23 protein-coding genes, 1 tRNA gene and 2 pseudogenes are annotated in these 25,743 nt (G+C 60.2%); 13 read left to right on the forward strand and 13 right to left on the reverse strand.

Features of this window, described 5'->3' with window-relative positions:
- Window positions 1-21: 21 nt before the first annotated feature.
- From D1F64_RS12115 to D1F64_RS12140, 6 genes are all read right to left on the reverse strand, one after another.
- Window positions 22-807 carry a TatD family hydrolase gene (locus D1F64_RS12115; protein WP_117412662.1) on the reverse strand — a complete coding sequence of 262 codons (786 nt, stop codon included), beginning with the start codon at window positions 805-807 and terminating at the stop codon, window positions 22-24.
- On the reverse strand, window positions 807-2,369 hold the full coding sequence (metG, locus tag D1F64_RS12120) for a methionine--tRNA ligase (protein WP_117412663.1): 1,563 nt from the start codon (window positions 2,367-2,369) through the stop codon (window positions 807-809). The genes D1F64_RS12115 and metG overlap by 1 nt, the downstream gene beginning before the upstream one ends.
- 69 nt (window positions 2,370-2,438) lie before the next feature.
- Window positions 2,439-3,524: a DNA polymerase III subunit delta' gene (locus D1F64_RS12125; RefSeq protein WP_117412664.1), complete on the reverse strand. Its 1,086-nt coding sequence runs from the start codon at window positions 3,522-3,524 to the stop codon at window positions 2,439-2,441.
- A 1-nt stretch (window position 3,525) separates the two neighbouring features.
- Complete coding sequence (gene tmk, locus D1F64_RS12130; protein ID WP_117412665.1) at window positions 3,526-4,260, reverse strand: dTMP kinase; 735 nt, start codon at window positions 4,258-4,260, stop codon at window positions 3,526-3,528.
- Between the two features lie 16 nt (window positions 4,261-4,276).
- Window positions 4,277-5,476, reverse strand: a complete 1,200-nt coding sequence (locus tag D1F64_RS12135; RefSeq protein WP_248304438.1) for a D-alanyl-D-alanine carboxypeptidase family protein — start codon at window positions 5,474-5,476, stop codon at window positions 4,277-4,279.
- A 264-nt stretch (window positions 5,477-5,740) separates the two neighbouring features.
- Complete coding sequence (locus tag D1F64_RS12140; RefSeq protein WP_117414572.1) at window positions 5,741-6,814, reverse strand: septal ring lytic transglycosylase RlpA family protein; 1,074 nt, start codon at window positions 6,812-6,814, stop codon at window positions 5,741-5,743.
- A gap of 553 nt (window positions 6,815-7,367) precedes the next feature.
- On the opposite strand from D1F64_RS12140, the gene D1F64_RS12145 reads away from it, so the two are divergent.
- Window positions 7,368-7,457, forward strand: a tRNA-Ser gene (locus D1F64_RS12145).
- Here the strand turns inward: D1F64_RS12145 and D1F64_RS12150 are convergent.
- The 6 genes and pseudogenes from D1F64_RS12150 to traA form a co-directional block, all read right to left on the reverse strand.
- Window positions 7,428-9,038, reverse strand: a pseudogene (locus tag D1F64_RS12150) (recombinase family protein); the annotation flags it as partial. The gene D1F64_RS12145 and the pseudogene D1F64_RS12150 overlap by 30 nt on opposite strands.
- Before the next feature lie 35 nt (window positions 9,039-9,073).
- Window positions 9,074-9,589 (reverse strand): GNAT family N-acetyltransferase, encoded by a 516-nt coding sequence (locus tag D1F64_RS12155; protein ID WP_117412666.1) that lies wholly within the window; start codon window positions 9,587-9,589, stop codon window positions 9,074-9,076.
- Window positions 9,586-9,876: a DUF1778 domain-containing protein gene (locus tag D1F64_RS12160; protein ID WP_117412667.1), complete on the reverse strand. Its 291-nt coding sequence runs from the start codon at window positions 9,874-9,876 to the stop codon at window positions 9,586-9,588. The genes D1F64_RS12155 and D1F64_RS12160 overlap by 4 nt, the downstream gene beginning before the upstream one ends.
- Window positions 9,877-9,921: 45 nt before the next feature.
- On the reverse strand, window positions 9,922-10,224 hold the full coding sequence (locus tag D1F64_RS12165) for a hypothetical protein (RefSeq protein ID WP_248304439.1): 303 nt from the start codon (window positions 10,222-10,224) through the stop codon (window positions 9,922-9,924).
- Window positions 10,211-10,426: an AlpA family phage regulatory protein gene (locus tag D1F64_RS12170; RefSeq protein ID WP_117412668.1), complete on the reverse strand. Its 216-nt coding sequence runs from the start codon at window positions 10,424-10,426 to the stop codon at window positions 10,211-10,213. The genes D1F64_RS12165 and D1F64_RS12170 overlap by 14 nt, the downstream gene beginning before the upstream one ends.
- A 96-nt stretch (window positions 10,427-10,522) precedes the next feature.
- Window positions 10,523-13,513: a Ti-type conjugative transfer relaxase TraA gene (traA, locus tag D1F64_RS12175; protein WP_248304440.1), complete on the reverse strand. Its 2,991-nt coding sequence runs from the start codon at window positions 13,511-13,513 to the stop codon at window positions 10,523-10,525.
- A gap of 171 nt (window positions 13,514-13,684) precedes the next feature.
- On the opposite strand from traA, the gene D1F64_RS12180 reads away from it, so the two are divergent.
- Together D1F64_RS12180 and D1F64_RS12185 are read left to right on the forward strand one after the other, a co-directional pair.
- Complete coding sequence (locus D1F64_RS12180; RefSeq protein ID WP_205470792.1) at window positions 13,685-14,011, forward strand: conjugal transfer protein TraD; 327 nt, start codon at window positions 13,685-13,687, stop codon at window positions 14,009-14,011.
- A 1-nt stretch (window position 14,012) separates the two neighbouring features.
- Window positions 14,013-14,231 carry a conjugal transfer protein TraD gene (locus D1F64_RS12185; protein ID WP_117412670.1) on the forward strand — a complete coding sequence of 73 codons (219 nt, stop codon included), beginning with the start codon at window positions 14,013-14,015 and terminating at the stop codon, window positions 14,229-14,231.
- Window positions 14,232-14,408: 177 nt separating this feature from the next.
- Here the strand turns inward: D1F64_RS12185 and D1F64_RS12190 are convergent, their stop codons facing one another.
- Window positions 14,409-15,008: a GNAT family N-acetyltransferase gene (locus tag D1F64_RS12190; protein WP_162901501.1), complete on the reverse strand. Its 600-nt coding sequence runs from the start codon at window positions 15,006-15,008 to the stop codon at window positions 14,409-14,411.
- Window positions 15,009-15,067: 59 nt separating this feature from the next.
- Between D1F64_RS12190 and D1F64_RS23355 the strand changes: the two genes are divergently transcribed.
- The 10 genes and pseudogenes from D1F64_RS23355 (at window position 15,068) to D1F64_RS12225 (ending at window position 24,918) form a co-directional block, all read left to right on the forward strand.
- Window positions 15,068-16,006, forward strand: coding sequence for a hypothetical protein (locus D1F64_RS23355; RefSeq protein WP_162901502.1), 939 nt, complete (start codon window positions 15,068-15,070; stop codon window positions 16,004-16,006).
- The gene (locus D1F64_RS12200; protein ID WP_162901503.1) at window positions 15,940-18,540 is read left to right on the forward strand and encodes a pentapeptide repeat-containing protein; all 2,601 of its coding nucleotides are present in this window, start codon (window positions 15,940-15,942) and stop codon (window positions 18,538-18,540) included. Before D1F64_RS23355 ends, D1F64_RS12200 begins: the two co-directional genes overlap by 67 nt.
- A gap of 233 nt (window positions 18,541-18,773) precedes the next feature.
- Window positions 18,774-19,685 (forward strand): radical SAM protein, encoded by a 912-nt coding sequence (locus D1F64_RS12205; RefSeq protein ID WP_117412674.1) that lies wholly within the window; start codon window positions 18,774-18,776, stop codon window positions 19,683-19,685.
- Window positions 19,686-20,329: 644 nt separating this feature from the next.
- Entirely contained in the window at window positions 20,330-20,536 is a 207-nt protein-coding gene (locus tag D1F64_RS23360) for a hypothetical protein (protein WP_162901504.1), read from the forward strand.
- The gene (locus D1F64_RS23365; protein WP_162901505.1) at window positions 20,530-21,504 is read left to right on the forward strand and encodes an MvdC/MvdD family ATP grasp protein; all 975 of its coding nucleotides are present in this window, start codon (window positions 20,530-20,532) and stop codon (window positions 21,502-21,504) included. The genes D1F64_RS23360 and D1F64_RS23365 overlap by 7 nt, the downstream gene beginning before the upstream one ends.
- Window positions 21,505-21,688: 184 nt before the next feature.
- Window positions 21,689-22,033: pseudogene (gene tnpA / locus D1F64_RS12210) on the forward strand (IS200/IS605 family transposase).
- 175 nt (window positions 22,034-22,208) lie between these two features.
- Entirely contained in the window at window positions 22,209-22,625 is a 417-nt protein-coding gene (locus D1F64_RS12215; protein ID WP_117412675.1) for a TerB family tellurite resistance protein, read from the forward strand.
- 194 nt (window positions 22,626-22,819) lie between these two features.
- Window positions 22,820-23,266: a hypothetical protein gene (locus D1F64_RS23370; RefSeq protein ID WP_162901506.1), complete on the forward strand. Its 447-nt coding sequence runs from the start codon at window positions 22,820-22,822 to the stop codon at window positions 23,264-23,266.
- Window positions 23,267-23,271: 5 nt separating this feature from the next.
- Window positions 23,272-23,700: a hypothetical protein gene (locus D1F64_RS12220; RefSeq protein WP_117412676.1), complete on the forward strand. Its 429-nt coding sequence runs from the start codon at window positions 23,272-23,274 to the stop codon at window positions 23,698-23,700.
- An 87-nt stretch (window positions 23,701-23,787) separates the two neighbouring features.
- Window positions 23,788-24,918 carry a helix-turn-helix transcriptional regulator gene (locus tag D1F64_RS12225; RefSeq protein ID WP_117412677.1) on the forward strand — a complete coding sequence of 377 codons (1,131 nt, stop codon included), beginning with the start codon at window positions 23,788-23,790 and terminating at the stop codon, window positions 24,916-24,918.
- The last annotated feature ends 825 nt before the right edge of the window (window positions 24,919-25,743 follow it).

Here is a 25,743-nt window from a genome sequence, read left to right on the forward strand (position 1 = left end):
CCTTGAAGGAGCAGAAAGGGATCAGGCGGGGCTTGGAATCTTCTTGAACAGGCGGAAGAAATTTTCGCTGGTTTGCGCGCAGATCTCTTCAAAGGAGACGCCACGCGTCTCCGCCAGGACCCGCGCGGTGTTGACGACGAAGGACGGTTCGTTGCGCTTGCCGCGCTTGGGTACCGGCGCCAGATAGGGGGCGTCGGTCTCCACCAGCAGCCTGTCGGCGGGCAGTTCCGCAGCGATGGCGCGCAGTTCCGGCGAATTCTTGAACGTCACGATGCCCGAGAACGACACATAGAGCCCAAGCTCGACGCCGCGCAGGGCCAGATCGCGACCCGATGAAAAACAGTGCAGGATGGCTGGAAAGGCCCCCTTCTCCGTTTCCTCGGTGAGGATCGCCATCATGTCCTCGTCGGCGCTGCGCGCATGGATCACCAGCGGCAGGCCCGTGCGCCGCGCGGCCTCGATGTGGCGGCGAAAACCGATCGCCTGGGCGTCGCGCGGGGCCTTGTCGTAGTGGTAGTCCAGCCCCGCCTCGCCGATCGCCACCACCTTGGGGTGGCTTTCGGCAATCCGCACCAGATCGTCTGCGGAAACATCGAGCTCCTCGTCGGCGTTGTGCGGATGGGTGCCCACCGAGCAGTAGACGCTGTCATAGGTTTCCGCGATGACACGGATTCGGTCGAACTGCTTCACGCGGGTGGAGATGGTCACCATCAGCCCGACACCGGCCTCCTGCGCACGCGCGACGATGTCGTCGCGTTCGGCATCGAAGTCGGCGAAATCGAGATGGCAGTGACTGTCAACCAGCATCAGGCCGCGCCCTCCGCCTGCTCCGGCTCGACATAGCGCGGGAAAACGCCTTCCGGCTTCGGCAGCGCGGCGCCGGGCGTCAGACGACCACCGGCGCCCAGCGAGGCGAAGTCGCGCTTGCCGGCGTCGAGCGCCAGAAGGTCGAGCAGCTTGGCGGCGGACCCCGGCATCACCGGCTGCGCCAGGATGGACACCTGCCGGATCACCTCGGCCGTCACATAGAGCACCGTGGCCATGCGCGCCGGATCGGTCTTGCGCAGCGCCCAGGGCTCCTGGCCGGCGAAATAGCGGTTGGCTTCCGCAACCGTGTTCCACACGGCGGCCAGCGCGTGATGGATTTCCTGCCGCGTCATGGCCGCGCGACAGGCGTCCAGCATGGCGTCCGCCTGATCGAGGATCGCCGTGTCTTCAGCCGAATACGCGCCCGGCTCCGGCAGCGTGCCGTCGAGGTTCTTGGCGATCATCGACAGGGACCGCTGCGCCAGATTGCCCAGATCGTTGGCAAGATCCGCGTTGGTGCGGTTGACGATGGCCTCATGGCTGTAGTTGCCGTCCTGGCCGAAGGGGACCTCGCGCAGGAAGAAGAAGCGCACCGCATCGAGCCCGTAGGTCTCGACCATGGTGAACGGATCGATCACGTTGCCCACGGATTTGGACATCTTCTCGCCGCGGTTGAACAGGAATCCATGGGCGAACACACGCCTGGGCAGCGCAATGCCGGCCGACATCAGGAATGCCGGCCAATAGACGGCATGAAAACGAACGATGTCCTTGCCGATGACATGCAGGTCCGCAGGCCAGTATTTCCACTTCGCGTCGGACTCGTCGGGAAAGCCGACGCCCGTCAGATAGTTGGTCAGCGCATCGACCCAGACATACATCACATGCTTCTCGTCGCCGGGCACCGGAATGCCCCAGTCGAACGTGGTGCGCGAGATCGACAGATCCTTCAGCCCGCCCTTGACGAAACTCGTCACCTCGTTGCGGCGCTCGTCGGGGCCGATGAAGTCGGGATTGGCCTCATAATGGGCCAGAAGCCTGTCCTGATACTCGCTGAGCTTGAAGAAATAGCTCTCTTCCTCGACCCACTCCACCGGACTGCCCTGAGGGCCATAACGCACGCCGTCGCCACCCAGCTCCGTCTCGCCTTCCTGATAGTAGGCCTCGTCGCGCACCGAGTACCAGCCGGAATAGCTGTCCTTGTAGATGTCGCCATTGGCCGCCATCCGCTTCCAGATCTCCTGCGAGGCGTCGTGATGGCGCGGCTCGCTGGTGCGGATGAAATCGTCATTGGAACAGCCGAGCGTCTCGACCATCTTCTGAAACCGGGCCGCGTTCCTGTCGGCCAGTTCGCGGACATCGAGACCTTCCTTCTTGGCGGTCTGATACATCTTCTGACCGTGCTCGTCGGTGCCGGTCAGAAAATAGACGTCGCGGCCGTCCAGCGCCATGAAGCGCGCCAGCACATCGGTCGCGATCGCCTCATAGGCATGGCCGATGTGCGGCACCCCATTGGGGTACGAAATGGCGGTCGTGATATAGAACGGCGTCTTGTCGGTCATGGTCGTACCCGGTGGCATCGCGGCGGCGAACCCACATAGTGCTTGAATTGCGGTGATATCATAGGAAGGTCACTTCGGCGCTGCGTCGCCCGCGGCTTTCGCCAAGGCGCCGAACGCACCGAGAACCACCTGTTTGCGATCGAGATTGAGCGCATCAGCAAGCGATGCCGCCTCGTTGGTCTTGTCCCATACCTCGACCCACCTGACAAGGCGGGCCGCAGGCACCTGTTCGGCCGCTCCCGCGCGGACGCGGCCGTCGAGCCATTCGCGCAGCAGATCGAGGAATATGTGGTAGGAATCGTCCGCGCCGCGGGCCGAAACCATGTCGGCGAACCGGTGCACCGTCCGCACATCGGTCTTCGGCAATTGTGCCAGCAACGCCTGCAGCGCGTGCGCCACCTCGATGCCGCCGCCCGACAGCAGCTCGATGGCCCGGCGAAGGCTTCCGTCGGACAGCTCGGTCGCGTGCGTGCGGTCCTCGGCCGAGTAGGCAGCATCGAGCCCCAGCGCCTCGAGGCCGGAAAAAACCGTCTCCGCGGGCAAGGCCTTGAGCTGCAGTGTGCGGCAGCGCGAGCGGATTGTCGGCAGCAGCCGGCCGGGCGCGTGCGACAGCACGAAGAACACGCATTGCTTCGGCGGCTCCTCAAGGACCTTCAGCAAGGCGTTGGCCGCGTTGACGTTCATGTCGTCGGCCGCATCGACGATGCAGACCCGCCAGCCGCCGGCCGTCGAGGTGGACCCGAAGAACGACACTGTGCGCCGTACCTCGTCGATGGTGAGCTGTGTCTTGAAGCGCTTGGCCTTGTGGTCCCACGGGCGATGCAGGTGCAGCACGTCGCCATGGGCACCGGCGGCGAGCCTGCGCGCGGCGGGATGTTCCGCGTCCACCGTGAGATCATTCGCAAGGGAGAGCTGGGAGGCCATGCGGTTGGGATTGGCCAGCACGAACCGGGCGAAGCGAAAGGCCAGCGTGGCCTTGCCGATGCCCTTCGGTCCGCCGAGAATCCAGGCATGATGCATGCGCGGCGAGCGATAGCTGTCGAGCAACTCGCGTTCGGCCTCGGTGTGACCGAACAGCCGCATCTGCTGGCGCGGCAGCGGCAGACCGTCAATCGCGTCGAATTCGGGTGTGTCGTCTTGCGGCTTGAGCGCCATGTCAGCGGCTCGCGGCTCTGGCCGCGGCCTCGCGCCTCAAGGCGGCGCGGGCCGGGGTCTCGAGCGGACCCAGCCGGTCGGACACCAGCTTGCGGATGCGCTCCGCCACGACGTCGGGGCTGTTCTGACCGTCAACGACGACGCAGCGATCGGGTTCCGCGTTGGCGATTTCCAGAAACCGCTGCCGGCGCGCCTGGTGCACCTTCAGCGTATCGCGCTCGAAGCGGTCGGCGTGCTCGCCGCCGGCCTCGTCGTCACGCCCCTGGATCCGCGCCAGTCCGAGCTCCGCCGGAACGTCGATAACGATCGTCATATCAGGATGCAACGCACCCACGGCCACCGTCTCGAGTTCATCCAGCAAGCTCTCGTCCACGCCGTTTTCGCCCTGATACACCCGGGTGGAATCCGTGAACCGGTCGCATAGCACCCAAGCGCCCGCCTCAAGCGCCGGCAGGATCGTTTCGGCGACGTGATCGGCGCGGGCGGCGGCAAACAGCATGGCCTCGGCCTGTGGGCCCAGGGCTTGGGCCGCGCCTGACAACAGCACATGGCGAATGGCTTCGGCGCCCGGAGAACCGCCGGGCTCGCGCGTGGTCACCACCTTGATCCCGAAGCTGCGCAGCGTCTCGGCCAGTCGCCGGATCTGCGTCGACTTGCCGGCCCCCTCGCCCCCTTCGAATGTTATGAAATGTCCGCGCACGCATCGACCTTCCGTTCCGCGATGCAGCCTTTGCATGGATTGGCCGTCATCGTTACCACCAGCCGAACAGCAGCTGGCCCGCCGCGTCGCGGGCGCGCTGGTGCAGTTGCCCGACGCCCACCTCTTCGGCCGCGAACAGCGGCGTTCGCTGCACCAGCCGCTTGTCATTGTACAGATGCAGCGCCCCGATCCGCTGTCCTTGCCGCACAGGCGCCTCCACCGGCCCGTTGTAGACCATCCGCATGCGATAAGCCTCGCGGCCTTCCAGCGGCATGGCTGACATCACCGCCCGTTTGGCGACCAGGGGCACGTAGCGCTGGCTGCCGCCGTAGACCCGCGCGGAGGAAACCTCTTCGCCCATGTCGAACAAGGTGACGTCCTCAAACTCGTCAAAGCCAACCCGCAGCAACCGCAACGCCTCGTCTTCACGATCCGATGGGCTTTCGAGGCCGGCAATGACCAGCAGCAGCCTGCGGCCATCACGCACGGCGGAGGCGACGATTCCGTAGCCCGCGGCCTCCGTGTAGCCGGTTTTCAGCCCGTCTGCGCCAATATCCTTGCCAAACAGCGGGTTGCGGTTGCGCTGCAGAATATTGTTCCAGGTAAATTCCGTCTCGGAGAAGATCGGATAGAACTGCGGATACGTATCGATGAGATACAGCGCCACCGCCGCCAGATCGGCAACGCTCATCCGCGTCTTTTCATCCGGAAGGCCGGTGGGATTGCCGAACCGGGAGTTCTTGAGGCCGATCTCCTTGCCCAGAGCGTCCATCCGCGCTGCGAAAGCGGATTCCGACCCTGCCATCCCTTCGGCCACCGCGATGCAGGCATCATTGGCCGATTGAACGGCGATGCCCCGGATCAGATCCTCCACACGGACCTCGGAGCCGAGTTCCGCGAACATCGTGGAGGTCCGTGACGGCGCGCCACCCGTCCGCCATGCGTGTTCCGAAATCGGAAACGTGGTTTCAAGCGTTACCTCCCCGTCGGCGATCGCCTTGAAGAGCACCGCGAGTGTCATCAGCTTGACCATCGAGGCAGGGGGAATGCTCTCATCGGGCGCCTTCTCGAAAAGCATCGTCCGGGTGGTCACGTCGATGAGTACGGCGTTGCGCGCCTTGGTCTCGATGCCCGCGACTTCCGGGTCCGCCGCCAGCGCTGCCATGGATCCGATCAGAAACGCCATCCCGAAGGAGCTCAGCCGGCGACCGGCCGTGTGCATGATGCGCCAGGCAGTGCTGCGATGTCGCATGAAGGTCTCCCGAATCCCGTGTCAAGATGTAGCGGGCCGAACGCGGCGCTTCAAGCGCGCTGCGGCCAATTGGGTGGGTTCTGGAGATATTGGGGGCATGGGAGGCCGTTCGCGTCCCGTCGCTGAGACGACGGCGCGGAAGCGAACCGCGCTGCTCGATCACGGGGCGGCCGTCGGGTTGTCCCGATTAGCTGGCATCCGCGGCATACGCCCGGCGCTCATGGTGGAGCGTCAGGCCCGTTCGCCGGTACCGATCGATCAGGCCTACTTCACCCGGGCAAGAGCGCCGAGCGCGACGCCTCCGGGAATTGCGCCTTCAAGCACGGTATAGGCCGTATCGATACGGCGCTCCGCCGTGAACAGCGAAAGCGCGGCCGGACGAGACGATCCGCTGGTGGCCGACACCGGAAGATAGCCCAGCGTCTGTTCGCCGCCCTGGATCGTCGCCGGGAATGCGGTCTGCTGGGTGCGCGAAACAAATCCACGCGCATCGTGCATCGGTTGCGGCTCCGCTGCGTAGGCGAGCCTCGTCGACGGCGCCTCGAAGGCGACAGCCGGATCGAACGCCACCTGCACCAGATCCGTGTCGGCAATGTAGGGCCGTGATGCCGGCACCGGCGCGGGGCCGATGATCCGCGGATCTGCCTGGGCGAACATCGTGTCGCTGCTGCCGGGGCCGCGATAGGACGCCATCAGGTATTCGCCGTCGTGCCCGTCCAGACGCGCCTTGCCGACGTATTGCACGCGGACATTCGCCGTGCCGTGTTGCTTGAAATCGAGAAGTTCGGCGACGCGCTTGGACAGATCGATCTCTCGATTGCCGTGGAAGGGCCCGCGGTCATTCACCCGGACGACGACCGAACGGCCGTTGCGGGTGTTGGTGACCCGGGCATAGGACGGCAGCGGCATGGTCGTATGCGCCGCGGTCAGCGCGTTCATGTCGAAGACTTCGCCGTTGGCGGTCTGCCGGCCATGAAACGTCTTGCCGTACCAGGAGGCCCGGCCGACCTTGTCGTAATCGGGATCGAGGCTTGGCTTGTACCACTTGCCGGCGATCTTGTACGGCTTGCCGACGATGTAGCGGCCGCCGCCCTTGGGCACGGGTTTGCCTTCCGCGACCATGCGCGGGCTGCCCGAGACACCATATTTCTTGGGGTCGAACTTGTTCTTCGCCACCTTCGGCGACGAAGCACAAGAGGCCAGCAGAATGCTCGCCGCAACGATTGCGGCGCATCCGGCGGCTTTCCGGAACGACGAAACCGCGCCTTCCGAACGAACGATTTTGGAAACGGAATTGGCGCCGGAAACAACCGGCTCCCACTCTGTCGCGTCTGTCATGCGGTCATACTCGATACTTTTTGTCGGCTCACTGCCGCATCGCACCATCGACGGCGACAGCCCCCGAGTAGCAAGCGATGCGATACCAATCAAGCGGCAACATGTGTCACCGACTTCAAGTTCGCCCCCCGCAGAGCATCCGCGTTCAACCGAACCCGGACAGGATGCTGCCTCACAGCATCAATGGTGCGCGCCCGTCTCGCTTCGAGACCGCCCGATCCGGCCCTGCGGCCGTCTCGGGATGTTGGGCGCACCATGCGATTGGCGCAGTGGACCGACGGTGTCCGCCAGTTCGAAACGACAATAGCCTGTATGTCTTAACCGAGCGCTAAGTGGGCGTCGAGAACCCGGATGTTGATTCTCCACAGGCTGTCACCCGTGCGCCACAGCCGGCCGCTGGACGCGTGCCGAGCGGATGAATATCGCGCGCATCAGCCTCAGCCCGTCTCACGCCCGGCACCGCGATCGGGAAATCACCGACGGCGCCGCCGCACGACTTGACAACGCCCGGCGGTCGTCACAAACGTGAGCGGCGCCGCGCTCAGGCGCGCGCGGAGGGGTGGCCGAGTGGTTGAAGGCACTGGTCTTGAAAACCAGCAGGCGTGCAAGCGTCTCGTGGGTTCGAATCCCACCCTCTCCGCCACTTCAGTCCCTGAGTGGGCACTGAGTTTACGCCATTATTCGCCACCAGTGTCTGTAGCAGCCGGGACTTCGACCCCATGATACGAACCTCGCCCTCGGCGACCTCGACGCGCTGGGCGAGCGCGCGCAGGTGGTCGCGGCGATAGCCGCCGCTTTCCAGCCGGATACGCTCGCGGGCGGTCGCAGCGAACTTGCGCAGCATCTGCGGCGTCACCGCCTTCTGCCCTGAGTTCTGAAGCATCGCCTGCGCCCGGTCGGCGTCGGCCTTGGCCTGATCGCGGATGGCCTTGAGGCCGTCGATGCGGTCTTTCAGCGCCGGGTCGGCCATATCGGCAACGCCTGCCTCGATAGCGTCATAGAGGCGTTTCAGGCGCAATTCCGATTCGGCGGAGCGCTTGTTCAACTCGGCGATATGGTCGCGGCGTCGCTCGACGTGTTCTTCTCGGCGGTCGAGCGTGGCGGCAAGAATGGTTTCGAGCCGTTCGGGCTGGAGCAACTGCTTCTCAAGATGATCGACAACCAGATTGTCCAGCTTCTCCATCGGCACGGCCATGCCGCCGCACGTGGTCGGCCCCTGCCGGGCCTTCATTGAGCAGGCGTAATAGCGATAGCGCCCGCCCTTGCCGGTGCGGATGGTCATGGCCCCGCCGCACTTGGCGCAATGGATCAGCCCGGTCAGCATTGTCGGGCCGCTGATAACGCGCGAAGGCATGACCTTGGGGTTACGGGCCTTATGCAGCTTCTGAACTGCGTCGAACGTCTCCTTGTCGATGATCGGCGGGACCGGCACGACGACGACCTCCGTCTTGGGCTTGAGTTCCTTGCTCTTGGTTCGCTTGTTGAACTCGTGCTCGCCCATATAGGTGCGGCGGGTCAGGATGCGGTGAACCTGTCCGATGCCCCAACGCCCGCCATCCTGCGTGAAGATGCGGCGGCTGTTGAGATAGGAAACGATGTTCGTGACGCTCATCTGGCCGGTGGTGCCGTCGCCCTCCAGGGCAAGGCGATAGATCAGTCGCACCGTGTCGGCGTGGAGCGGATCGATTTCCAGCTTCTTCTTGACCTTCGCCCCACGCTGCTCGGCGGCAACGGTGCGATAGCCGTTAGGAGGAAGCGAACCGTTCCAGAAGCCTTGGCGGGCGTCCTCCTTCAAGGCGCGCATGACGTGCTTGGCGTTTTCCTTGGACTGGTATTCATCGAAGAGCGCCATGATCTGCCGCATCATGACGTGCATGGGGTCATCCCCCATTTCCTGCGTGATCGAAACCAGCTTCACGCCGTTTTTCGCCAGCTTCCTGACATAGAACTCAAGCTCGAAGTGATCGCGGAAGAAGCGGCTGAACGAATGCACCACGACGACATCGAAGGGTGCGGGCTTGCTGGTGCCTGCCTCGATCATGCGCTGGAACTCGGGGCGGCGGTCATTCGTCGCCGATGCACCGGGTTCGATGAAGGTCTCGACCAGTTGCAGGCCGCGCGCCTCGCAATAGGCTTCGCCCTGCCGTTTCTGGTCGGGAATGGAGACATCATGCTCAGCCTGCTGCGCCGTCGAAACGCGCAGGCAAAGGGCGGCGCGCAGCATCACCCGAGGCTGAGATTTGCCATCGCTTGAAGTTGTCATGGCGTTTCTCCCGACAAAAGGCGCTGTGCCGTCGCAACAGGCAGATAGAGGGTATTGGGCCGATCAGTCAGCGGCGTGAAGCCGAAGGCTGCGTAAAAGGCTGCGGCCTTCGCGTCGATGGCGTCGGCGAATATGGCGTGAGCGCCTATCGGCGCTTCGGCGACGGTCTTGATCGCGTCGAACAGCAGCGCCTCGCCGAGGCCAAACCCGGCATAGGACTGATCACGCCCAAGCCAGCCGATAAGCACTGCCGGAACGGTCGGGTAACGTGGCAACCGGCTTGCCAGCGGCTCGGGCACGGCGGTCAACGGGACGTTGCTCGATGACAGCGTGTAGAAACCCGCGATCAGGTCGGCCTCAAGGTCTCGGGCAACGAAACAGGTCGCGTATCGGCGCTTGATGTCCTGCGTGACCGTCTCGCGGAAATAGCGGTCTATCCGCTCGTTGCCGCACGAGAACGTCTTGCGCTGGTGGGCCTTAGTCAGCGCCTCTATCGCGAACCTTGCACTCACCGGGGCGCGATCAGCTCAGCATGGCGCTTCGCCGCGCGCTTCAGACGGGCATTTGGCGCGGGCGGGTCAATCAGCGCCTTGGCAAAGCGCACCTGATCCTCGGTCGCCAAACGCAGAACATCGGCTTCCTCAACCGTGCGGCGAGCTTCCTCGCCTGCCGTGGCGATGAGATAGCCGGTCAGCGTCATGCCGCGCAGCCTGGCCGCGCGCTGCATCTGCTCATAGACATGGACGGGAACGCGCGCCTCAAGGCGGGCGGTTTCGATTTCACTTGCGGGTCTAGGCATGGCTGATCTCCTTTCCTGATTATATACGGCATAATGCCGGATTTATCAAGGATCGGATGAGCCAAAGAGTTCATCGAACAGATCGCCGAACCAGCGCTCGAACACCTCCATCTCGTCCTCTGTGATCGGAATGGGATCGGGCCAGTCGTCAGTGACGGTCCAGGTGCTGAGGTCGTGCCTGGGCGGTCTTCCGGGGAACGGCCACGGGTAGCCCAGCAGTTCCTCAAGCCGCTCCGATGCCGGGGGCGGTCTATTGGCGCGCCGGGAGCGGGACACTTCGTCCCCGTTGTCATCATCGGCCTGGTCGCGCGTTGGATCGACAGGCTTGTCGGCCTTACCGCGCTCCATCGGCTTCACCTTCCGGCCGCCACCTGACGGGATCGGAAACCCAACGGTTGATGTCGGATTCTCGCCATCCCGCGCCGTTGGTGCTGATCCTGAGCTGAGCGGGAAATGTGCCCTCGGCGATCTTGCGGTAGAGGGTGGAGCGGGACAGGCCGGTGCGGGCGAGGACGGTTTTCATACGGACGATACGGTCTGGATGGGGCATGGTTGCGCTGCCTCCTGTTGGTTGTTTCTGACGATTGCAGAGACCAGACAGAGAGACGATTTATCGTTGTGCAAGAAGTATTTAGTCGCCGTAGTGCTACCGGATAGAATCGGCGGCAAATAGGATGGCCCTACAGTCCGATGCCCCGACCTCTGCCGAGGTCGAGTCCGTGGGAGAAGGCGAGCGCCCGGCCAAGGCTGCGGCCTGATTCGAGATCGATGCCGAGTTCGCGCTTGCGGTTTTCGAGCAGGGATTCCAGTTGCGGATCGCGCTCAAGACTCTTCGCCATATTGCCCATCTCATTGCGCGCAGCGTGATAGCCGGAATAATCTCCCTCCGCATATTTCTGTTCAACGGCTTTGTCGAGCTTCTGCCAGCGCTCGACAAAGCCGTTAGCACGCCGGGCAAGCTCGTCACGTTCCATGCGCAGCTCGGTTTCCTGGTAGAGCGCGCGGACGGCGCGGCTGATCCTGCCGGAGCCAGCTTCACGGGCAAGGCTATTGTCCTTGCTGTAAGCCGCTTCCGCATCCTGCCAGCCGTGTGGGCGGACGTCCTCGAAAGCACGCCGCGCGGCGCCAAGCTCGTGCCGCTGCTCATCTGAAGGTGCGAGGCCCTGATGCTTGGCTTCAAGTATCGCATTGGAGGCGCGAGCATGGCGGACAAGCGCCTGCCTGCGGGCGCGGCGCAAGGCTTCATCGGGGTCGATCTCCGTCTGCCGCTCTCCTGTCTTGGCGACGCGCCCAGACACCGCATCGTAGGCTGGCGCAGCCCATCGATCAGATCATCGACGGCATCGCGCACCCGTTCCGGCACGAGCTTGCGCATGATCTCGGCGATGCGGGCGCGGAATCTGATACCGCGCCGCTCGGCATAATCCTGAGCCGGGTCAAGCTGCTGTTCGTAGTCGGACGCCATGTCTTTGGCCCGGTCCCGCGACAGGGTACGGACCAGTCTATCCTGGCTGGCGAAGTCGTCGCGGCCGTAATGCAGGTCCATGCCGTCACGATGACGGGACAGGGCAACATAGCTGCCGTGGGCGTCCAGTCCCGGCGTCGCGAGCACATGGGTGCGATCCACCGTCATGCCCTGCGCCTTGTGGATGGTCGCGGCATAGCCGTGGTCGATGCGGTCGTAGTCTTTCAGGTCGAATGCGATAGAGCGGCCATCGTCGGTTTTCACGCTCATGCTCTGCGTGCTGAACTGCTCGATGGTCCCCAGCGTGCCGTTCTTCACGCCAAGCCCGCGTTCGTTTTGCAGAAACATGACGCGATCCCCGGCGGCAAAGCTGCGTTCGCCCCGTTCGACCGTGACGCGCACGCCCTCACCCAGATCGCCAGCCGCCCGCATCCTGTCGCGGGCGGCTTCGTTCAACTCTCGCACCTCGGCATTGGTTTGGGTGAGGATGATCCGGCTGCTGTCCGGTGCGCTCTGCCGCTCGCGGTCCCATCGCTCGATCAGATCGCCGCGCGCCTGTTCCCGTGTTTCAGCGGAATGCACCATGTCGTGCGCGTCATAGGCGTGGATCGCCGCGCCAGTCCTGTCGGTCGCCAGATCGCGGGTGGCGTCACGCTGCCAGTCTTCGCGCTGGCGGCGAACCTCGCCGATCTCCGCACCGCCATGACGCTCATGGATTGACCGGAACGCAGCGCCCGCCTCGATGGATTGGAGCTGCTGCGGATCGCCGACCAGCACCACTTTTGCGCCAGCCTCGGCGGCATGGGACAGCACGCGCTCCAACTGGCGCGTGCCGACCATGCCCGCCTCGTCGATCACCAAAACGTCGCGTGACGTGAGCATGTCGCGGCCCTGCCCCCAGCCATGTTCCATGCTGGCGATGGTGCGCGACGCAATGCCCGATCCGCCTTCCAGATTCTCCGCCGCGATACCGGACAGGGCAACGCCGCGAACCTCGTAGCCTCCCGCCTCCCATGCCTCACGCGCTACGCCCAGCATGGCGCTCTTTCCCGTTCCGGCGTAGCCAACGACGATGCCAAGATCGCGCCCGTCCGTGACATGCGCCAGCGCATCGGCCTGCTCGTCGGAAAGGACAAGGCCGCGCTGTTCGGCGCCCGCAAGTGCGGCCTCTCTGTCGGCTTCATTCACCTCATGGCGTTGCCGCTCCGCCATCAATTCCGCCGCGCGGTGCAAGCGCTGTTCGGCCTCGATCATATCGCGGGTGGTGAACCGATCCTCGCCGCGTCCGTCCTTGCCCAATTCGACCAGGTTGGGCGAGCCGCGCATCGCGCCCATGACCTCGTCGAACTGGCCGATGCCGTCGCTGTGCCGGTGCGCGAACATCGCCATGTCGTGCCGCGTGAAGGTCGATTGCTGCTGCGTGATCGCGTCCAGCATCACCGATGGATCGGCGATGATGCGCGCGCCGTTGTTGCGTGCGATCTCGCGGTGCATTTCCGCGCGGTCGGTGATCTCGATCCCTTCGCTCTCAATCCGCTGTGCGGGTGCGCCGATCTGGCTTTGCGGTTCGAGCCCGCCCCCCTGCGCCTCAAGGCTGCGATGGTCAATCCTCGCGTCAATGTCGAGTTCGGCCAGCCGCTCGTTGACGTGTTCGGCCCAGCGTTCGCGCCAGCGCTCCACCATCTTCGTGCGGTTCCAGTCCCGCACCTTCTTGCCGAATCCGTCCTCGCTGACTTCGCGCATGGTGAGCACGACGTGGGCATGGGGCTTGGGCATGCCGTCTTCACCGATGTCCCAATGCACGTTGAGATCGGCGATCATGCCCTGATCGACAAATTCCGACTGCGCGAAGTCGCGGGCAAGCTCGATGCCTTGGCGCTCCGTCATCTCGCGCGGAATGGCGAACTCCACCTCGCGGGCAAGCTGGGCACCCTTCCTGACCTCGAACGCCTCGACATCGTTCCAGAGCCGTTCGCGATCCTCCCACACATCGGGCGCGTTCTCCGGCAGCAGTACCTCGGAATGGACGACGCCGCGCTTGTTGGAAAAGTCCTGCACGCGGTCGATGCGCTCGTCGCGCAACCGCGAGGCCGAACGGTAGGCGGCGGATGCCACCGAGCTCGACCCGGCCTTGCGGCCAATGACCTTGACGTGAAGATGATAGATCGCCATCGCGATCAAGCATTGGCACGGCCAAGCGCACGTCGGAACGACGTATAAGCGCGCTCTCCCTCGAAAAAATCTCGGGATGGACCGGGCCGTGCCAGACTGTCCCGACAACAATACTGCGTTCAGCCGCCTGCGCAACTATCATCGCTCCATCAACAGCTTATGGAGGTGATGATGCGCAAGCCACGGGACTTCGATGCGGAACTGAAGGCGCTCGAAGACAAAGCCAAGAAACTGAAAGCCCGTAAGGTGCAGCAGCTCGGCGAACTGGTGATCGCCACCGGGGCGGACAACCTCAGCGCCGACGAACTGGCCGGGGCGCTGGTCGCGTTGGCCGAAACCAAGGACACCGGAAAGAGGGAGGCGTGGGTAAAGCGCGGGGCGGCGTTCTTTCAGGGACGGACGCGGCGATCTGCTTCGGCATCTGACCGCAACGCTGGCGGCATTCCAACGCAACCGGGCAGCGCGCAACCGGCATCAGGCAGCACGGGCGCGGCATGATATGCGGACATGGCAGGTCGAGCGCCGCAAGCGCACAAAACACCTGATCGAACTTGGCGGCCTCATCGTCAAGGCAGGCATCGTGGACCTGACCGGCGATGACCGCGCCACCATCCTCGGCGCGCTGATCTGGATGGCCGACAAGCTCAACAGCGAGGACGGTGAACGGGCGCGGGCGCTATGGGCCGAAAAGGGAAGAGAGGCGTTCGAGAAGGGCTGACAGCGCGATACATAATCAGTATCGCAGATAGCACGCCACAGAGAACTCTTGCCCCGCTGCACTCATGGAATAATCAAACGCTCCAGAGCAAGAGCATGGGGCGGCAGAGGGGCTTGGGGACTTCGCGAGGGTTTCGTTTCCCAGCAAAAGTCCCCACGCGCTCTTGTGTGGCCGCACTCATTCCCGACGAAGCAGCATTGCACCCGCGTCAAGGCTTTTGGGATCGGGGTAATAATCAGGAAGACCCCACAGTATCTGGAACCCGTTTGCGGTGTAAAGCCGGAGTTCGGGATCTCGGGGGCGGGCATCGGTGCCGGAACGGAGATAATCCGAAAGCGTACCGCTGTTGCCCGGCGTGGCCGACCATCGGGCAAAGCCTGGCAGTCGGCTGCCAACACACATACTGTCGCAGCGTCCAGTTTCGAGGAAAATCCTTGCGTAATGGGTGATGACATGCCATGCGACGCCCTTGCCACCGACACCGGGTAGCGCTGACATGGACACGCCATAGGCCAGCCGTCCCGCAGGCATGTGCGTCCTGGTGATCAACCCGCCATCGGTCTGTTCGCTCCAGCTTCCGGTCGACAGGTGCTCGGTCAGTTGGGCGGCGGCATAGCCGACGACGCGTTCTCCCTCCAGAACCACTATGCTGCCTTCTCCGAAATTGCGGGCGCGCGAGGCGATCATCTCGGCGGATGCCGCGTTAACACCCCAGGCGGTCTGCTCGATCTTGATCACGCAATCGAGATCGGTAGTTTGAAGTTTTCGGACTTTCATTTTCCGGCTCCTTTTCATCTGGAGCCTTTCAATGAAAGCAATCGGGGTAGAATGTATGCTTGGCGCTACCGGGGGATGACCAGAATGACGGGCGGAAACGTGTTGATATGAATGGGGAAAATAAATCGACTTTGAAGCCTGTCAAAATTCTGCTGCCGGACGGAATCGAGACCATGAGCCCCAAACAGATCATTTTGCTGATGAAGGATTTCGGCGTCGGGAAGGAAAATTATGCATCGCCCGGCGATGCGCAACCTTGGTCGGTCGATCAGTTTCTCAGCGCTTGCTCTCCCGAGCGCCTGTCCAAAACTTCGCCCCCTGAAATTCCGAACAAATCGACGATCGAAGGGTGGTTCAGCGCGGGTGGCCCTCTGCCGACCGAGGACGGTCCGCGGCGATATTTCTTCCAAGTCTTCTTTGCCGAGGATCGAGCCCGCTTCGGGACACGCGAATGGAAGGACGCCTACACCGCCGCTCTTGATCGAGAAAAAATTCTCAAGAGGATAGGAGAGACTGACCATCGAGCGCGATTGATACCGCTTATTCATCCCGAAGGTTTCGAGCCGTCGGATATTCTTCCAATCCTCCGTCGGGAACGTAATGCGCTGCTGGAAGGGCGCGTGGGAGTGTCCTATTCGCGTGACGCGCTCGGCTGGAGGTGCGAGAGAATGCTGGAAGACGGCACCCTTGTGCCTATTTCTCCCGGCGCCGGACATCTGGGCTGCGCGCTCATGTTCAACACCTTGGTTAAAGCTGCGGCACGCGCGACAATCCGGCATGATCGGATCGGTGAGATCGAAGAGCCGAATTGGAAACGGCACCTTCGTGAGATTCTCAGTTCACCGGGTATCGGCCCGCGCAATTGCATTTCCCTGAAAAGCAGTACGGCTTCTCGCGCTATCGTGCCTTCCTGCGGCATGCGGAGATCGAGATGGAAAAGGAAGCGTCGACCCTTGAGTATCGCCGCGCCTTCCATGCCGAGCTTCTCCACGGTCTGACGGCATATTTGCCGCATATTCGGCAGCACCTTGGTCCATCCTGTCAGGACCTCGTCGAAACGCTTCAGTTTCGCTGCCATCACGAATTCCTGCTGTCCCAGATCGAGCAGCCGTTGTTCGGTAGCGGCGGTTCCGCGCATGCCGACCCGTTTTCGCTGGATGACGTTTATGTGGAACTGTCGGTCATGCCCCATCGCGATGACGATGACCGTTCGATCCGGTTCGATGATCCCGCTTCAGGGTTCGTCCGACCGGCTGCGCTTTTGGAAAAACACATAGCCGGGAAAGCGGAGGCTCCACTGCTCATCACTGGAGGACCGGGATCGGGAAAATCATCTCTCCTGCGGCTTGAGATCGCAAAGATGATTGCGCGGGTGGGAGCTGACAACACAGCGTTCGTGTTCCTGCCGCTCAGCCGTCTTCGCGGCATTCCCGACACGCGCGGAGGCTTTCCGCTTTCGGGACGGGATGTGCCGGGGCTCCTGCAGAACACCACGCATCTCGATCTGTTCGGTAAACTGGACAGTTCGGGTTATGACCGTCTCGTGATCTTGTGCGACGGGCTGGACGAAATTGCCGCGCAAGGCTCCCAGCAGCAGATGATACACGATGTGGCCGGAGCTCTCTGGAGCCTTGCGTCAGCAGAACGTATGAAGCCTGTCATCGTCATCATCTCCGGACGTCCACATGCGTTCGCAGCCATAGATCCTTCCCTTCTCGAAGTCGCCCGCCGTTTCGAGATGGTCGGTATGGCCGTGCCGAAACACAATGGATTGCAATTGTATCCGGCGCAGAGAGCCGAGTACGAGGATACTGACCATAAAATCGACTATTGGTTCGATCGGCGGTTCGAGTTCCTTACCAAATACACGGCGATGAAATTTGGGGCGCCATATCCGCACCGGCCGCATATCATCTCGGAATCGAAGCGCCACGACATTGGCGAACTGACATGGGAACCTCTGCTGCTCTACCTGGTTCTGCGGCTGGGGGATGCCGAGGCGGCCAAGTTGAACAAGTACCTGCCCCAGGGAGGCTTTCCCGACTACGATCGTGTCTTCGACACGTCCGTCCGGCACCTCGATCGCAACGACATCTACCAGCGCGTCATCTGGTCCATCCGCTATCCCGTCCACCGTCGTCCCGGAGCAATGGAGCGTCCGTTCTCGCAAGGGGGTATCCCGGAGCGTGGTGATTTCGAAAAAGTGCTCGGCTGCCTTGCCCTTGCCGCGTGGAAAAAAGGGGGCGGTCGCGGCGCGACGGTCAAGGACTTCTTGCGCGTCGCCGAAAGCCTGGCTTTGAGGCGAGAGGCGGATCGGGTCATCCAGGCGCTCACGGACAAGGACACCGCCCTAGATGCCCCGCGCCTGGGGCTGCTCTCCATCTTCTATTTCGGCATAACGGGATTGGATTCGGCCGGCGATGTGGCCTATGAGTTCACGCACAAGAGCTTTTCCGATTTTCTTGTTGCCTCCACGCTGTTCGAGCGAGCGCTGGATCTGTTCAAGAATCCGGCGCCCTTTTCGCCCGATGACCCACGCCTTTCGGTCTGGATCGATCTTGCGGGCCAGGGCGAGCAGGACATCGACATTCTTGAATTTCTCCAAGATGAGGCCGGACGACTCAATCTCAAGGCGACCAAATATGACTCTGGTCCGGCGAGACAGGTCGGCGGGCAGGCCACGGAACTGGTCAAGCTCTTTCCTCCCGAAAGCCTCTGTCTGGCCGACATCCCGGATGATCGCTTTGCCGAGGCGCTCGCGTGCCTGCTGGAGCGCCCAACCGCGTCTGCACGACAGGCTGCCCGCGCTCTCTTCGCCGTCTGGAACAAGCGGCGCACGACGGGATTGCACAAATTCGCCCCTTTGTCCCCCAAAGGTCTCGATGTCCGAAAATTCCTTGCTGTGGTTAGCCCGCCCGCGACGCGTGAGGAACTCTTTTCGGTCAACGCCTATGCAAGAGGCCTAGACTTCATTGGCCAGTCGCTGGACAGCTGGGATTTCCGGGATCAGGATTTCAGCGACCTGACCCTTGCCGCTTTTGCCTTTCAGCGCTGTGATCTTCTGGGCGCCGAGTTCTGGGCGACCACTCTAAACGAAGCCTCTTTTTCCCAATGCCGCCTCGATGACGTCGAGTTCATAGGATGCCTGCTTGAGGGTGTGGGATTTGTTGAAGTGGGCGATTTCGATATCGTGAACTGCAAGTGTCACCGTGCCCTGTTCACGGACTGCCACTTCAAGGACAGAACCTTTGCGGCAAGCGATTTTTCAAGCAGCATGATGGAAGGCTGTGTTTTCGAGAAGGTGACATTCAATCGGTGTATCTTCGAGCAGGCAGAACTGAACGAATGCCACTTCATCGACTGCCGCTTCGAGATGTGCGATTTCGTCGAGACCGAGATCCTCGGTGGACGCTGGATCGGTTGCACTGAGGATGCCTGCCGGTTCCGAGGGCTGGTCATCAAGGCGCCTCCGACACTTGAAAACAGTCGCGATTTTGCCGATGCCTTCAGCGAGGCGAAGGTAGAAGGATAAATTATCTCCTGTTTTAACAAGGTGATACCTCATGCGAAGCAGGTATCACCCATAAGCGGCAAGGGCGATCCGCGCTTGGATTTCTGCTGATGTTCTCCCTCCATCACGGAGGACATCATGGAACATTACACGGCAAACGGCACTCTATTCGGCTCTTTCATCGAAACACGCTATGCTCCTGCCCTGGGTCGGCCGGTCAAGCGAAAGCTCATGCTCATCCCGGGCAGGGCTGCGTGCCATGGCTCAAGACGCGGGGTGCGTGTTGCACCTTCTGCCGCCTTCCGGCCGGAACGCGGCTGGCGGTTCTGGGCGAAGGTCATGAGGATCATTTTTCTCCATGGCGCGTCGCGCAGGCCGATTACGTCGAAATGATCGACACGGCGCTGGACGGCAGCCAGGGCGTTGAAAACATCACCCTCTTCAACGGCGGCTCCTTTCTCACAGACCATGAAATTCCCTCGACCGCCCGGAAACATCTTTACCAACGCTTTGCGGAACACCCGACGGCAAGCGAACTGATGGTCGAAAGCCGCCCGGAATTCGTGCGCGATGACATGCTGGATGAAGCGCTGGACGCAATAGGCGAAAAAAGGCTCATGGTCGGCATCGGGCTTGAAAGCATCGACGATCATGTGCGCAACGACGTCCTGAAAAAGTATATCGGGCGCAAGAGCTTTCTTGCCGCGATCGAGAACTTGCAGCGCCACGGCATCCGCACATTTGTCTATGTTTTTCTCGGCGCTCCGGGACTGTCCGCGCGTGACGCCTATCTCGACGCAAAGCGGACAATCGCCTTCCTCGCCGACCTGGGTATCGATGAAATCGCCCTTTCCTGCGCCTTCGTGCCGCCGGGCGGCCAGTTGGAGACGCTCTATCGTCAGGATGCGTTCCGTCCGCCATGGCTGTGGACGATCTTGGAACTGATAGCGGAGGCAAGGGACAACGGATGGCCACTGTCCGTCGGTGGCTTCGATGATTTTCCGCCGCCAGTGGCCATAGCCCAGAACTGCGGAAAGTGCGACCAGCAGGTCATGGAGGTGATCGACACCCATCGCGCGACCGGCACCCTGACGCTTACAGCCCTGCCGGAATGCGGGTGCCGCCCGGAGTGGGAGAGAGCGATGGTTGGGACGGATTCGGGGTGAAAAATTACGCTGGACCCTACGGACCCGTAGGTGCTCTGAACATTGGAAATACGCAATACTTTGATTGTTGGCGTGGCTAAAAGGAGATGAAGGAAATGACACTTCCATTTGGACTAATCGGCGTCAAGAACCAGCAACCAGTTCGAATCGGCGACTTTTACCCCGCGTCTTGGGAATATGACCCGGCTTCTCAGATCTCCAACCTTGAGATGATAGGAAGCACGTCTCCGACCACCCGGAGTTCCGTTGAGTCTACTGGAATTATAAATAAAGATGGCGACGAGAGCAGCGACGATACAGGGAGTGACTAAACTGCCCTGCACGATAATTAGATGCCCGAACAACAACGACATACCGTATTTTCACAATTTCTGCCGGTCGGAAAATGCGAAGTTCTATTTCTTCGGTCGATCTCCAATTGAAAGTTCCAAATGGGCAAGTGAAATGTGTCAAGGCGCTGACGGCGTGCGTCGCCACGTTGTCGAAAGGCGACGCGTCCCGCTCGGGTTCTTCAATTTTAAATTGAATGCTCGAGGTTCCGCCGTTGTGACCCTCGGGCGGTTTCCCGGCTCCCCGTAGGGTGTGGGATTCTCTTAGGCTACGCGGCAGTTGTGCACTATTTTTCAATTTGGCGTGGCACGTTGATGGCTGAAGTCATGAATGACAACCTGTCTGTTTCCAAGATCGCCAAAGCGCTTGGATTTTCTGATATTCAGAACGACGCGACTGCGCAATTGTGGGCGGACAAGAAAATCCTTCATGCCAACGGCGCGGGTGCCATTCACCCACGAATTGCTAGGCGATTTCAAGGATTCCGTTTCGATTTTGGTTGCTCATGCGGAAGATGCTGATTGTCACATCGCGCGATGATGCGCATGCCGACCATGTCATACGCAGACTGAATGCACTTGGTCGCGAACATTTGGTCGTGCGCATCAATACGGAAGACTTTGCGCAGAATTGCATATCGGCATTTGATGGTTCCGCTTTTTCAATAAAATTGATTGATTCCGGACGTTCATTTATTTCGTCCGAATGTGCTTCAGTTTGGTTTCGCCGGCCAAAGACGTTTCATCTTTCGGGAGAGCATGATAGCTACACAAAGGAGTACTTGGACAAGCAATGGACTGCATTTCTACGGGGGTTGTATTTTTCCACTCACGACTCAGCTCGCTGGATAAACCCTCTTCCCGCATTGCATCGCGCAAGAAATAAACTCCAGCAAATCGAATTGGCTTCGAGAATCGGCTTACCGATGCCGCGTACATTAATAACCAATGATTCATTCAGGGCCGTCAGCTTTATCAACAATATTGGCTCTTGCATTACAAAAAGCCTTGATGAGCCGAGCGTATATCTAGATGGACATATATTCCCAATGTTCACCAGGGAACTGGATATTGAAGACGTAAAAAAATATAGGAGAAATATTGAAGTTTGTCCAATACTTATTCAAGAGAAGATTGAAAAAACAAGTGACGTTCGAGTTGTTGTATTTGGGGAAAGGGTATTTGCAGTAGAAATGGTATATTCTGGCGATAATAGCATCGAAATAGATGTACGACAAACAGACCCATCGTTTTTACGTTACCGTTCAATAGATATCCCAGATTCTCTTTCGCAGCTAATACAGGAATTCGTTCGTCGTCAAGGTTTAGTGTTTTCCGCTCTGGATTTTGTTGTAGATGAATCCAACAAATTTGTGTTTTTGGAGAATAATGCTAACGGTCAGTGGTTATGGCTTGAACGGTATGTCTCAATTCCGCTTACTGACTCACTTCTTTCCTTGCTGTTACCTATAGTTAACGGAAACGAATAGGGAAGTAGTAATAACGCCCACATTTAGGTTCTCCGATAGGGGATCTGTAAACCCCACGCCTTTAGGCGGCTGGGATCGCGGCGGTTCCGGTGTAGATTGGCTAGATGGAAGCCCACAAACGTGGCATTCACACCGTTTGGGACACAAGTACCATCTGGTTTGGGTGACGAAGTATCGTTACGCGGTGCTCGGCGGCGACGTTGGAAATCGTTGTCAGGAATTGCTGCGCGACGGCGCGGGCGCATGAGATGGTGGTTCACGCTGGGTCCATCAACCGCGACCATGTGCACATGCCTGTGTTGATCCCGCCGCGCCTGTCGGTGCCGCGGGCGGTGCAGCACCTGAAAGGCGCAGTTCGCACAAGCTGCTGAGCGAGTTCGGGATATTGCGCAAACGCTACTTGGGCCAGCACCTGTGGGAGAGGGGCTATTGGGTGGTGACGAGCGGCAATGTGATCGACGACATGTGGGCCGAATACATCAAGAACCAGATTCCGCCCGAGCCCCACGACGACTTCAACGTCACGTGATCTCGCACCGAGTCCGCCGAAGAGCGGACCGATCCGGCTTTGAGCCGTAACCCGAAGCCACCGCCTTTCAGGCGGTGGAGCATTCACACCTACGGCCCCGTAGGTGCAAACGAGGCGCATATGTGTTGTGGTAAGCGGCAATACAGCAAAGGATTTGACAGAGGGGGGTGTGTAAATGGGCTTGTTCAATAGGCTGACTGGCGGTGGTGAAACCACTCTCGACTCGAAGTCGGCCATCCTTCTCGCGTGCATCACAATGATTGCGGCAGATGGTGATATTGACGACGATGAAATTGCCATTCTACGGAGGATTGATGGTTCCCGCCAGACACCCGCTTGGGACAATGCACTAAAGGCCTGGAAGAAACATGATTTCGACGAGTGCATTGCGCTTGTGGCTAAATTCGTTGACCGGTCGCATGTCAACCCCCTCATGGCCAACTTGATCGACATCGCTATGGCCGATGGGCACTTGGCAGGCAGAGAGAAACAGCTTCTTGAGGCATACATGGAGGCGTTGTCGCCTGATCAATCCCGTGTCGAGGTGTATGTCGAAGTGATCGGAGAGAAGAACTCCATATCGACAATCTAGGCCGTTTGGTTTTGATCGACGAGAGCTACAAATGAAGGCAGGTGAGGCCATGGGGTACCATATCCGAGAACTAATTTCTCTGGGAGCAAGGTTCGGCCAGGCGGTTCTCGCCGCGCCGTGTATTGCGCTTCCGTCGGAGCGATTTCCGCGCAGGATGTTCCGGCGGAAAGGCGACAATAAGTGCGGTCGCTGCAATGGCAGCGGTAAAGTCAAAGATCACACCTAAAAATCAGACGCACGAGGGGAAAATGGCGGGGGAACTCAGCTTTTCAGACCTAAGTCGGGTCCATTGGCGATCGACGATCAAACTTACCGTGGCGCGAGGTTTTGCTGCCGGTCTAATTTGGGCAATTGCCGTCTCGCTTGGGCCAGGCGCGCCTGTTCATGTGGTTTTAGCCTACCCAGTCTTTTTGGCAATTGCGGCGCTTCCACTAGCTCTTGTGCTGCATTTCGTCGGTATGGTTTTTGGCGCTTTTATTCCGCTTCTAGGCCTATGGTTTCGATTCATTGGTTCACTGATGATCTGTATTGGCGATCCGATCGTGTATCTGATCAACAGGTCATTCCCTGCCCTTCTGAACATTGCCGATCTGAGTTTTTTCGACTTCAGGCCGATGATATTCATCACATACCCTGATTGACGAGGATGAAGCAGCATATTCGTGCGGAAGACTTTGATATTGTCGAGGATCGGATGATCCTCGGTGGTCGAGTTTTCGAGGGCAATTCCGTGGTTTTTGCGCATGTGGAGAAACGTATCTCCGCGGAGTTACTCGGCTTTTGTTCTGCGATTGTGATCTGTGTTGGTGTCGGCACCGTAGTGGTCAGCAACGCACCCGGTGCAGCGATTGCTCTGTTCGCGGTGGCTGGGCTATTGTCATTCGGAGCATATCGTGAAATTCGCCGTCCTTTTGTGCTTGTGGTGGAATTCTACCAGATCGGACTATTCGAGGTGCGTGGTTTCACAATGCATGAAGTGGTGGTTGTCGAGGGGGTGCTGGATGAACTTCGCAGGGGCAGCCGGGGAGAGGCCTGGAGGAAGAGCGGGAACGCTACGGGAGGCGCATATAGCTGATTGGTATGCTGCGATAGGTAATTTTCTGGGATTTCAAGGTCGTAAGCTCACGAAGCCTATGCAGATTGCGAGCGCGGGAAGCATGGTATGACGAACGCACGTGTCTCTGCAAGAACGTCGCAACGTCTGAATGCGTTCGTATTCGACACCATTCCCGATGTCCAGAACTGGGAGCAGGTCATCAAGGAAATTCTGAATCTGACCGGTGCGGCAAAAGGTATCCTGGCCCTGCGTGCCAATCGCGATGCAAATTTCAGAATACCGGCAAGGGTGCTTTCCAGTCCCCTGATCGTCAATTTCGACCTTGAGTATGTGGAGAGCTTTATCGAGCGCTACGCTGCAATCGACCCATGGACGCCCATCGAGGAAGCACATCCGCCGATAGATCCATACCCTCTATCGAAATATCTTGACCTCGTGAGTCTGAAGGCGAGCGAGTTCTGGGAGTGGCTGGCTCCACAAGGCATTAGCGACACGATAGTCGTCAAGATCGGTGAGACAGAAGGACACTGGGTCGGTCTAAACATCTTCTTCGACGGCACGGATGTCGCTGTCCGCGACAACGTGATGGCCCTACTGGAGGACGTACTCCCGGCGCTTCGCCGAGCTTGGGAGATTGGCGAAGTTCATCGACTGTCGTCGCACCAAGCTGGCGTGCGTCTGAATGAAATTTCGTTCATGCCGATGGCGGCGTTTTTCTGCCGGGCAGATGGTACGACAAACATGGTGACCAACAGGCTGCGGCAGTTGGCGGAGTTCCAGCCCGACCTCTTTCGTTCGATCGAGCCAATTGTCCGATTTCAGTTACAACAGCACCAGGAAGTACTCGTGGGCCTTCTCACTAAGGCGACTCGGCTCGGGGATACGATTGCTCAGGACCTGGTTTGCGGGGACCGTAATATCAACCTGTCGGTGTCATGCGTAACAGCATCTGAGGATGTCATCGGCCGCCGGACCGAGCAATTCTTGGGGGTTTTTGCCGATCCGTTGTTCGAAGGGCGGAAAAAGATTGAGGACCGTGCCCTGGTCAGCGAATTGACTCTCCGAGAAAGGGAATTGTTAGAGTATCTGCGCGATCCGGAAAATACGATTTCTGGATTTTCAAAGGAAACAGGAATAAGCTCTCACACGGCGGATTTTCATTGGAGAAATTTGAAGAAGAAACTTGATGTCAATAGCATTTTTGCGCTGAGAACGTTCTTAAATAGTCGATGGTAAATTCGTGTTACGTATAACTGGTTTTCGCTCCTGGTTTTTGTACAGCCATTTCTCGATGGCGGAACCTCTGCCTGCCGTTGATATGTGGCGAGGTGCCGGCCATGTGCAAATATCAACGGCCCGATTTCAGCGCTGGGCATCATAGGGCTATGGCGCAAACATAGTGCTCATCACTATCGGTCGCGGCCCGCCACTATTTCGCTCGCGCCGATCTCACTTCGTTCGACGGCTCCGCGGGGGCGCCCATTCGGGCGGCCGCGCCGTCGCGTGTTCGGCTCCGAGTTCGAACTTCGTTCCGAACTTGGGGCTACCATTTCGTTGTCCGACCCGGGCACACAGGCAGCAGATTGCACCTGAGACATGGGTGGCAACCTCGTGCCGAACGGGCTGTCGATTGCCTGCAGGGTTCTCTGTTCCAAGTCGGTATGTCGCAGATCGCAGTGCATGAAGCTGACGCGCCAAATGCCGTCGTCGATTTCCTTGATCCCGAGCTTCTGACCGGCGGCGCTTGCACCCCTCGCCCGGATTCCCGCCGTCATCCTTGTATTGCTGCGGATCCGTTACGGTCTCTTGTATCCGCGCGAGCCGACGCGGCGGCATGCAGCCTGGCGGCAGGCTGCCGCGCTGACGCTTTGAACTGCGCCCCAAGCCATGACATACTCGGGCTCGGGAATGGTGGGTGCGTGTCGGTTGCGACTTGCAAGGCCGCCTCCGTAGGAATGCGGGCCGGGGGAAGGCGGGATGGTTTTTCGGGGGCGCACGGCACGGGCCGCGGCACCTAGGCACCATGACTAAATAATTCGTTTTCTTCGGCTTTTTCGAATT

Source organism: Breoghania sp. L-A4, assembly GCF_003432385.1.
In the GTDB taxonomy this organism is placed as follows: Bacteria; Pseudomonadota; Alphaproteobacteria; order Rhizobiales; family Stappiaceae; genus Breoghania.

Excerpts from the sequence above, each read along its gene's own strand:
- D1F64_RS12225 (WP_117412677.1), top strand. The coding sequence starts at position 23,788 with ATGACGAACGCACGTGTCTCTGCAAGAACGTCGCAACGTCTGAATGCG.
- D1F64_RS12160 (WP_117412667.1), bottom strand. The coding sequence starts at position 9,876 with ATGCCTAGACCCGCAAGTGAAATCGAAACCGCCCGCCTTGAGGCGCGC.
- D1F64_RS12220 (WP_117412676.1), top strand. The coding sequence starts at position 23,272 with ATGAAGCAGCATATTCGTGCGGAAGACTTTGATATTGTCGAGGATCGG.
- D1F64_RS12215 (WP_117412675.1), top strand. The coding sequence starts at position 22,209 with ATGGGCTTGTTCAATAGGCTGACTGGCGGTGGTGAAACCACTCTCGAC.
- tmk (WP_117412665.1), bottom strand. The coding sequence starts at position 4,260 with ATGCAAAGGCTGCATCGCGGAACGGAAGGTCGATGCGTGCGCGGACAT.
- D1F64_RS12180 (WP_205470792.1), top strand. The coding sequence starts at position 13,685 with ATGCGCAAGCCACGGGACTTCGATGCGGAACTGAAGGCGCTCGAAGAC.
- D1F64_RS12125 (WP_117412664.1), bottom strand. The coding sequence starts at position 3,524 with ATGGCGCTCAAGCCGCAAGACGACACACCCGAATTCGACGCGATTGAC.
- D1F64_RS12135 (WP_248304438.1), bottom strand. The coding sequence starts at position 5,476 with ATGCGACATCGCAGCACTGCCTGGCGCATCATGCACACGGCCGGTCGC.
- metG (WP_117412663.1), bottom strand. The coding sequence starts at position 2,369 with ATGACCGACAAGACGCCGTTCTATATCACGACCGCCATTTCGTACCCC.
- D1F64_RS12140 (WP_117414572.1), bottom strand. The coding sequence starts at position 6,814 with ATGACAGACGCGACAGAGTGGGAGCCGGTTGTTTCCGGCGCCAATTCC.
- D1F64_RS12170 (WP_117412668.1), bottom strand. The coding sequence starts at position 10,426 with ATGCCCCATCCAGACCGTATCGTCCGTATGAAAACCGTCCTCGCCCGC.
- D1F64_RS12165 (WP_248304439.1), bottom strand. The coding sequence starts at position 10,224 with ATGGAGCGCGGTAAGGCCGACAAGCCTGTCGATCCAACGCGCGACCAG.
- D1F64_RS12115 (WP_117412662.1), bottom strand. The coding sequence starts at position 807 with ATGCTGGTTGACAGTCACTGCCATCTCGATTTCGCCGACTTCGATGCC.
- traA (WP_248304440.1), bottom strand. The coding sequence starts at position 13,513 with ATGGCGATCTATCATCTTCACGTCAAGGTCATTGGCCGCAAGGCCGGG.
- D1F64_RS12190 (WP_162901501.1), bottom strand. The coding sequence starts at position 15,008 with ATGAAAGTCCGAAAACTTCAAACTACCGATCTCGATTGCGTGATCAAG.
- D1F64_RS23365 (WP_162901505.1), top strand. The coding sequence starts at position 20,530 with ATGCTGATTGTCACATCGCGCGATGATGCGCATGCCGACCATGTCATA.
- D1F64_RS12200 (WP_162901503.1), top strand. The coding sequence starts at position 15,940 with ATGGAAAAGGAAGCGTCGACCCTTGAGTATCGCCGCGCCTTCCATGCC.
- D1F64_RS23370 (WP_162901506.1), top strand. The coding sequence starts at position 22,820 with ATGGCAGCGGTAAAGTCAAAGATCACACCTAAAAATCAGACGCACGAG.
- D1F64_RS23360 (WP_162901504.1), top strand. The coding sequence starts at position 20,330 with ATGGCTGAAGTCATGAATGACAACCTGTCTGTTTCCAAGATCGCCAAA.
- D1F64_RS12185 (WP_117412670.1), top strand. The coding sequence starts at position 14,013 with ATGCGGACATGGCAGGTCGAGCGCCGCAAGCGCACAAAACACCTGATC.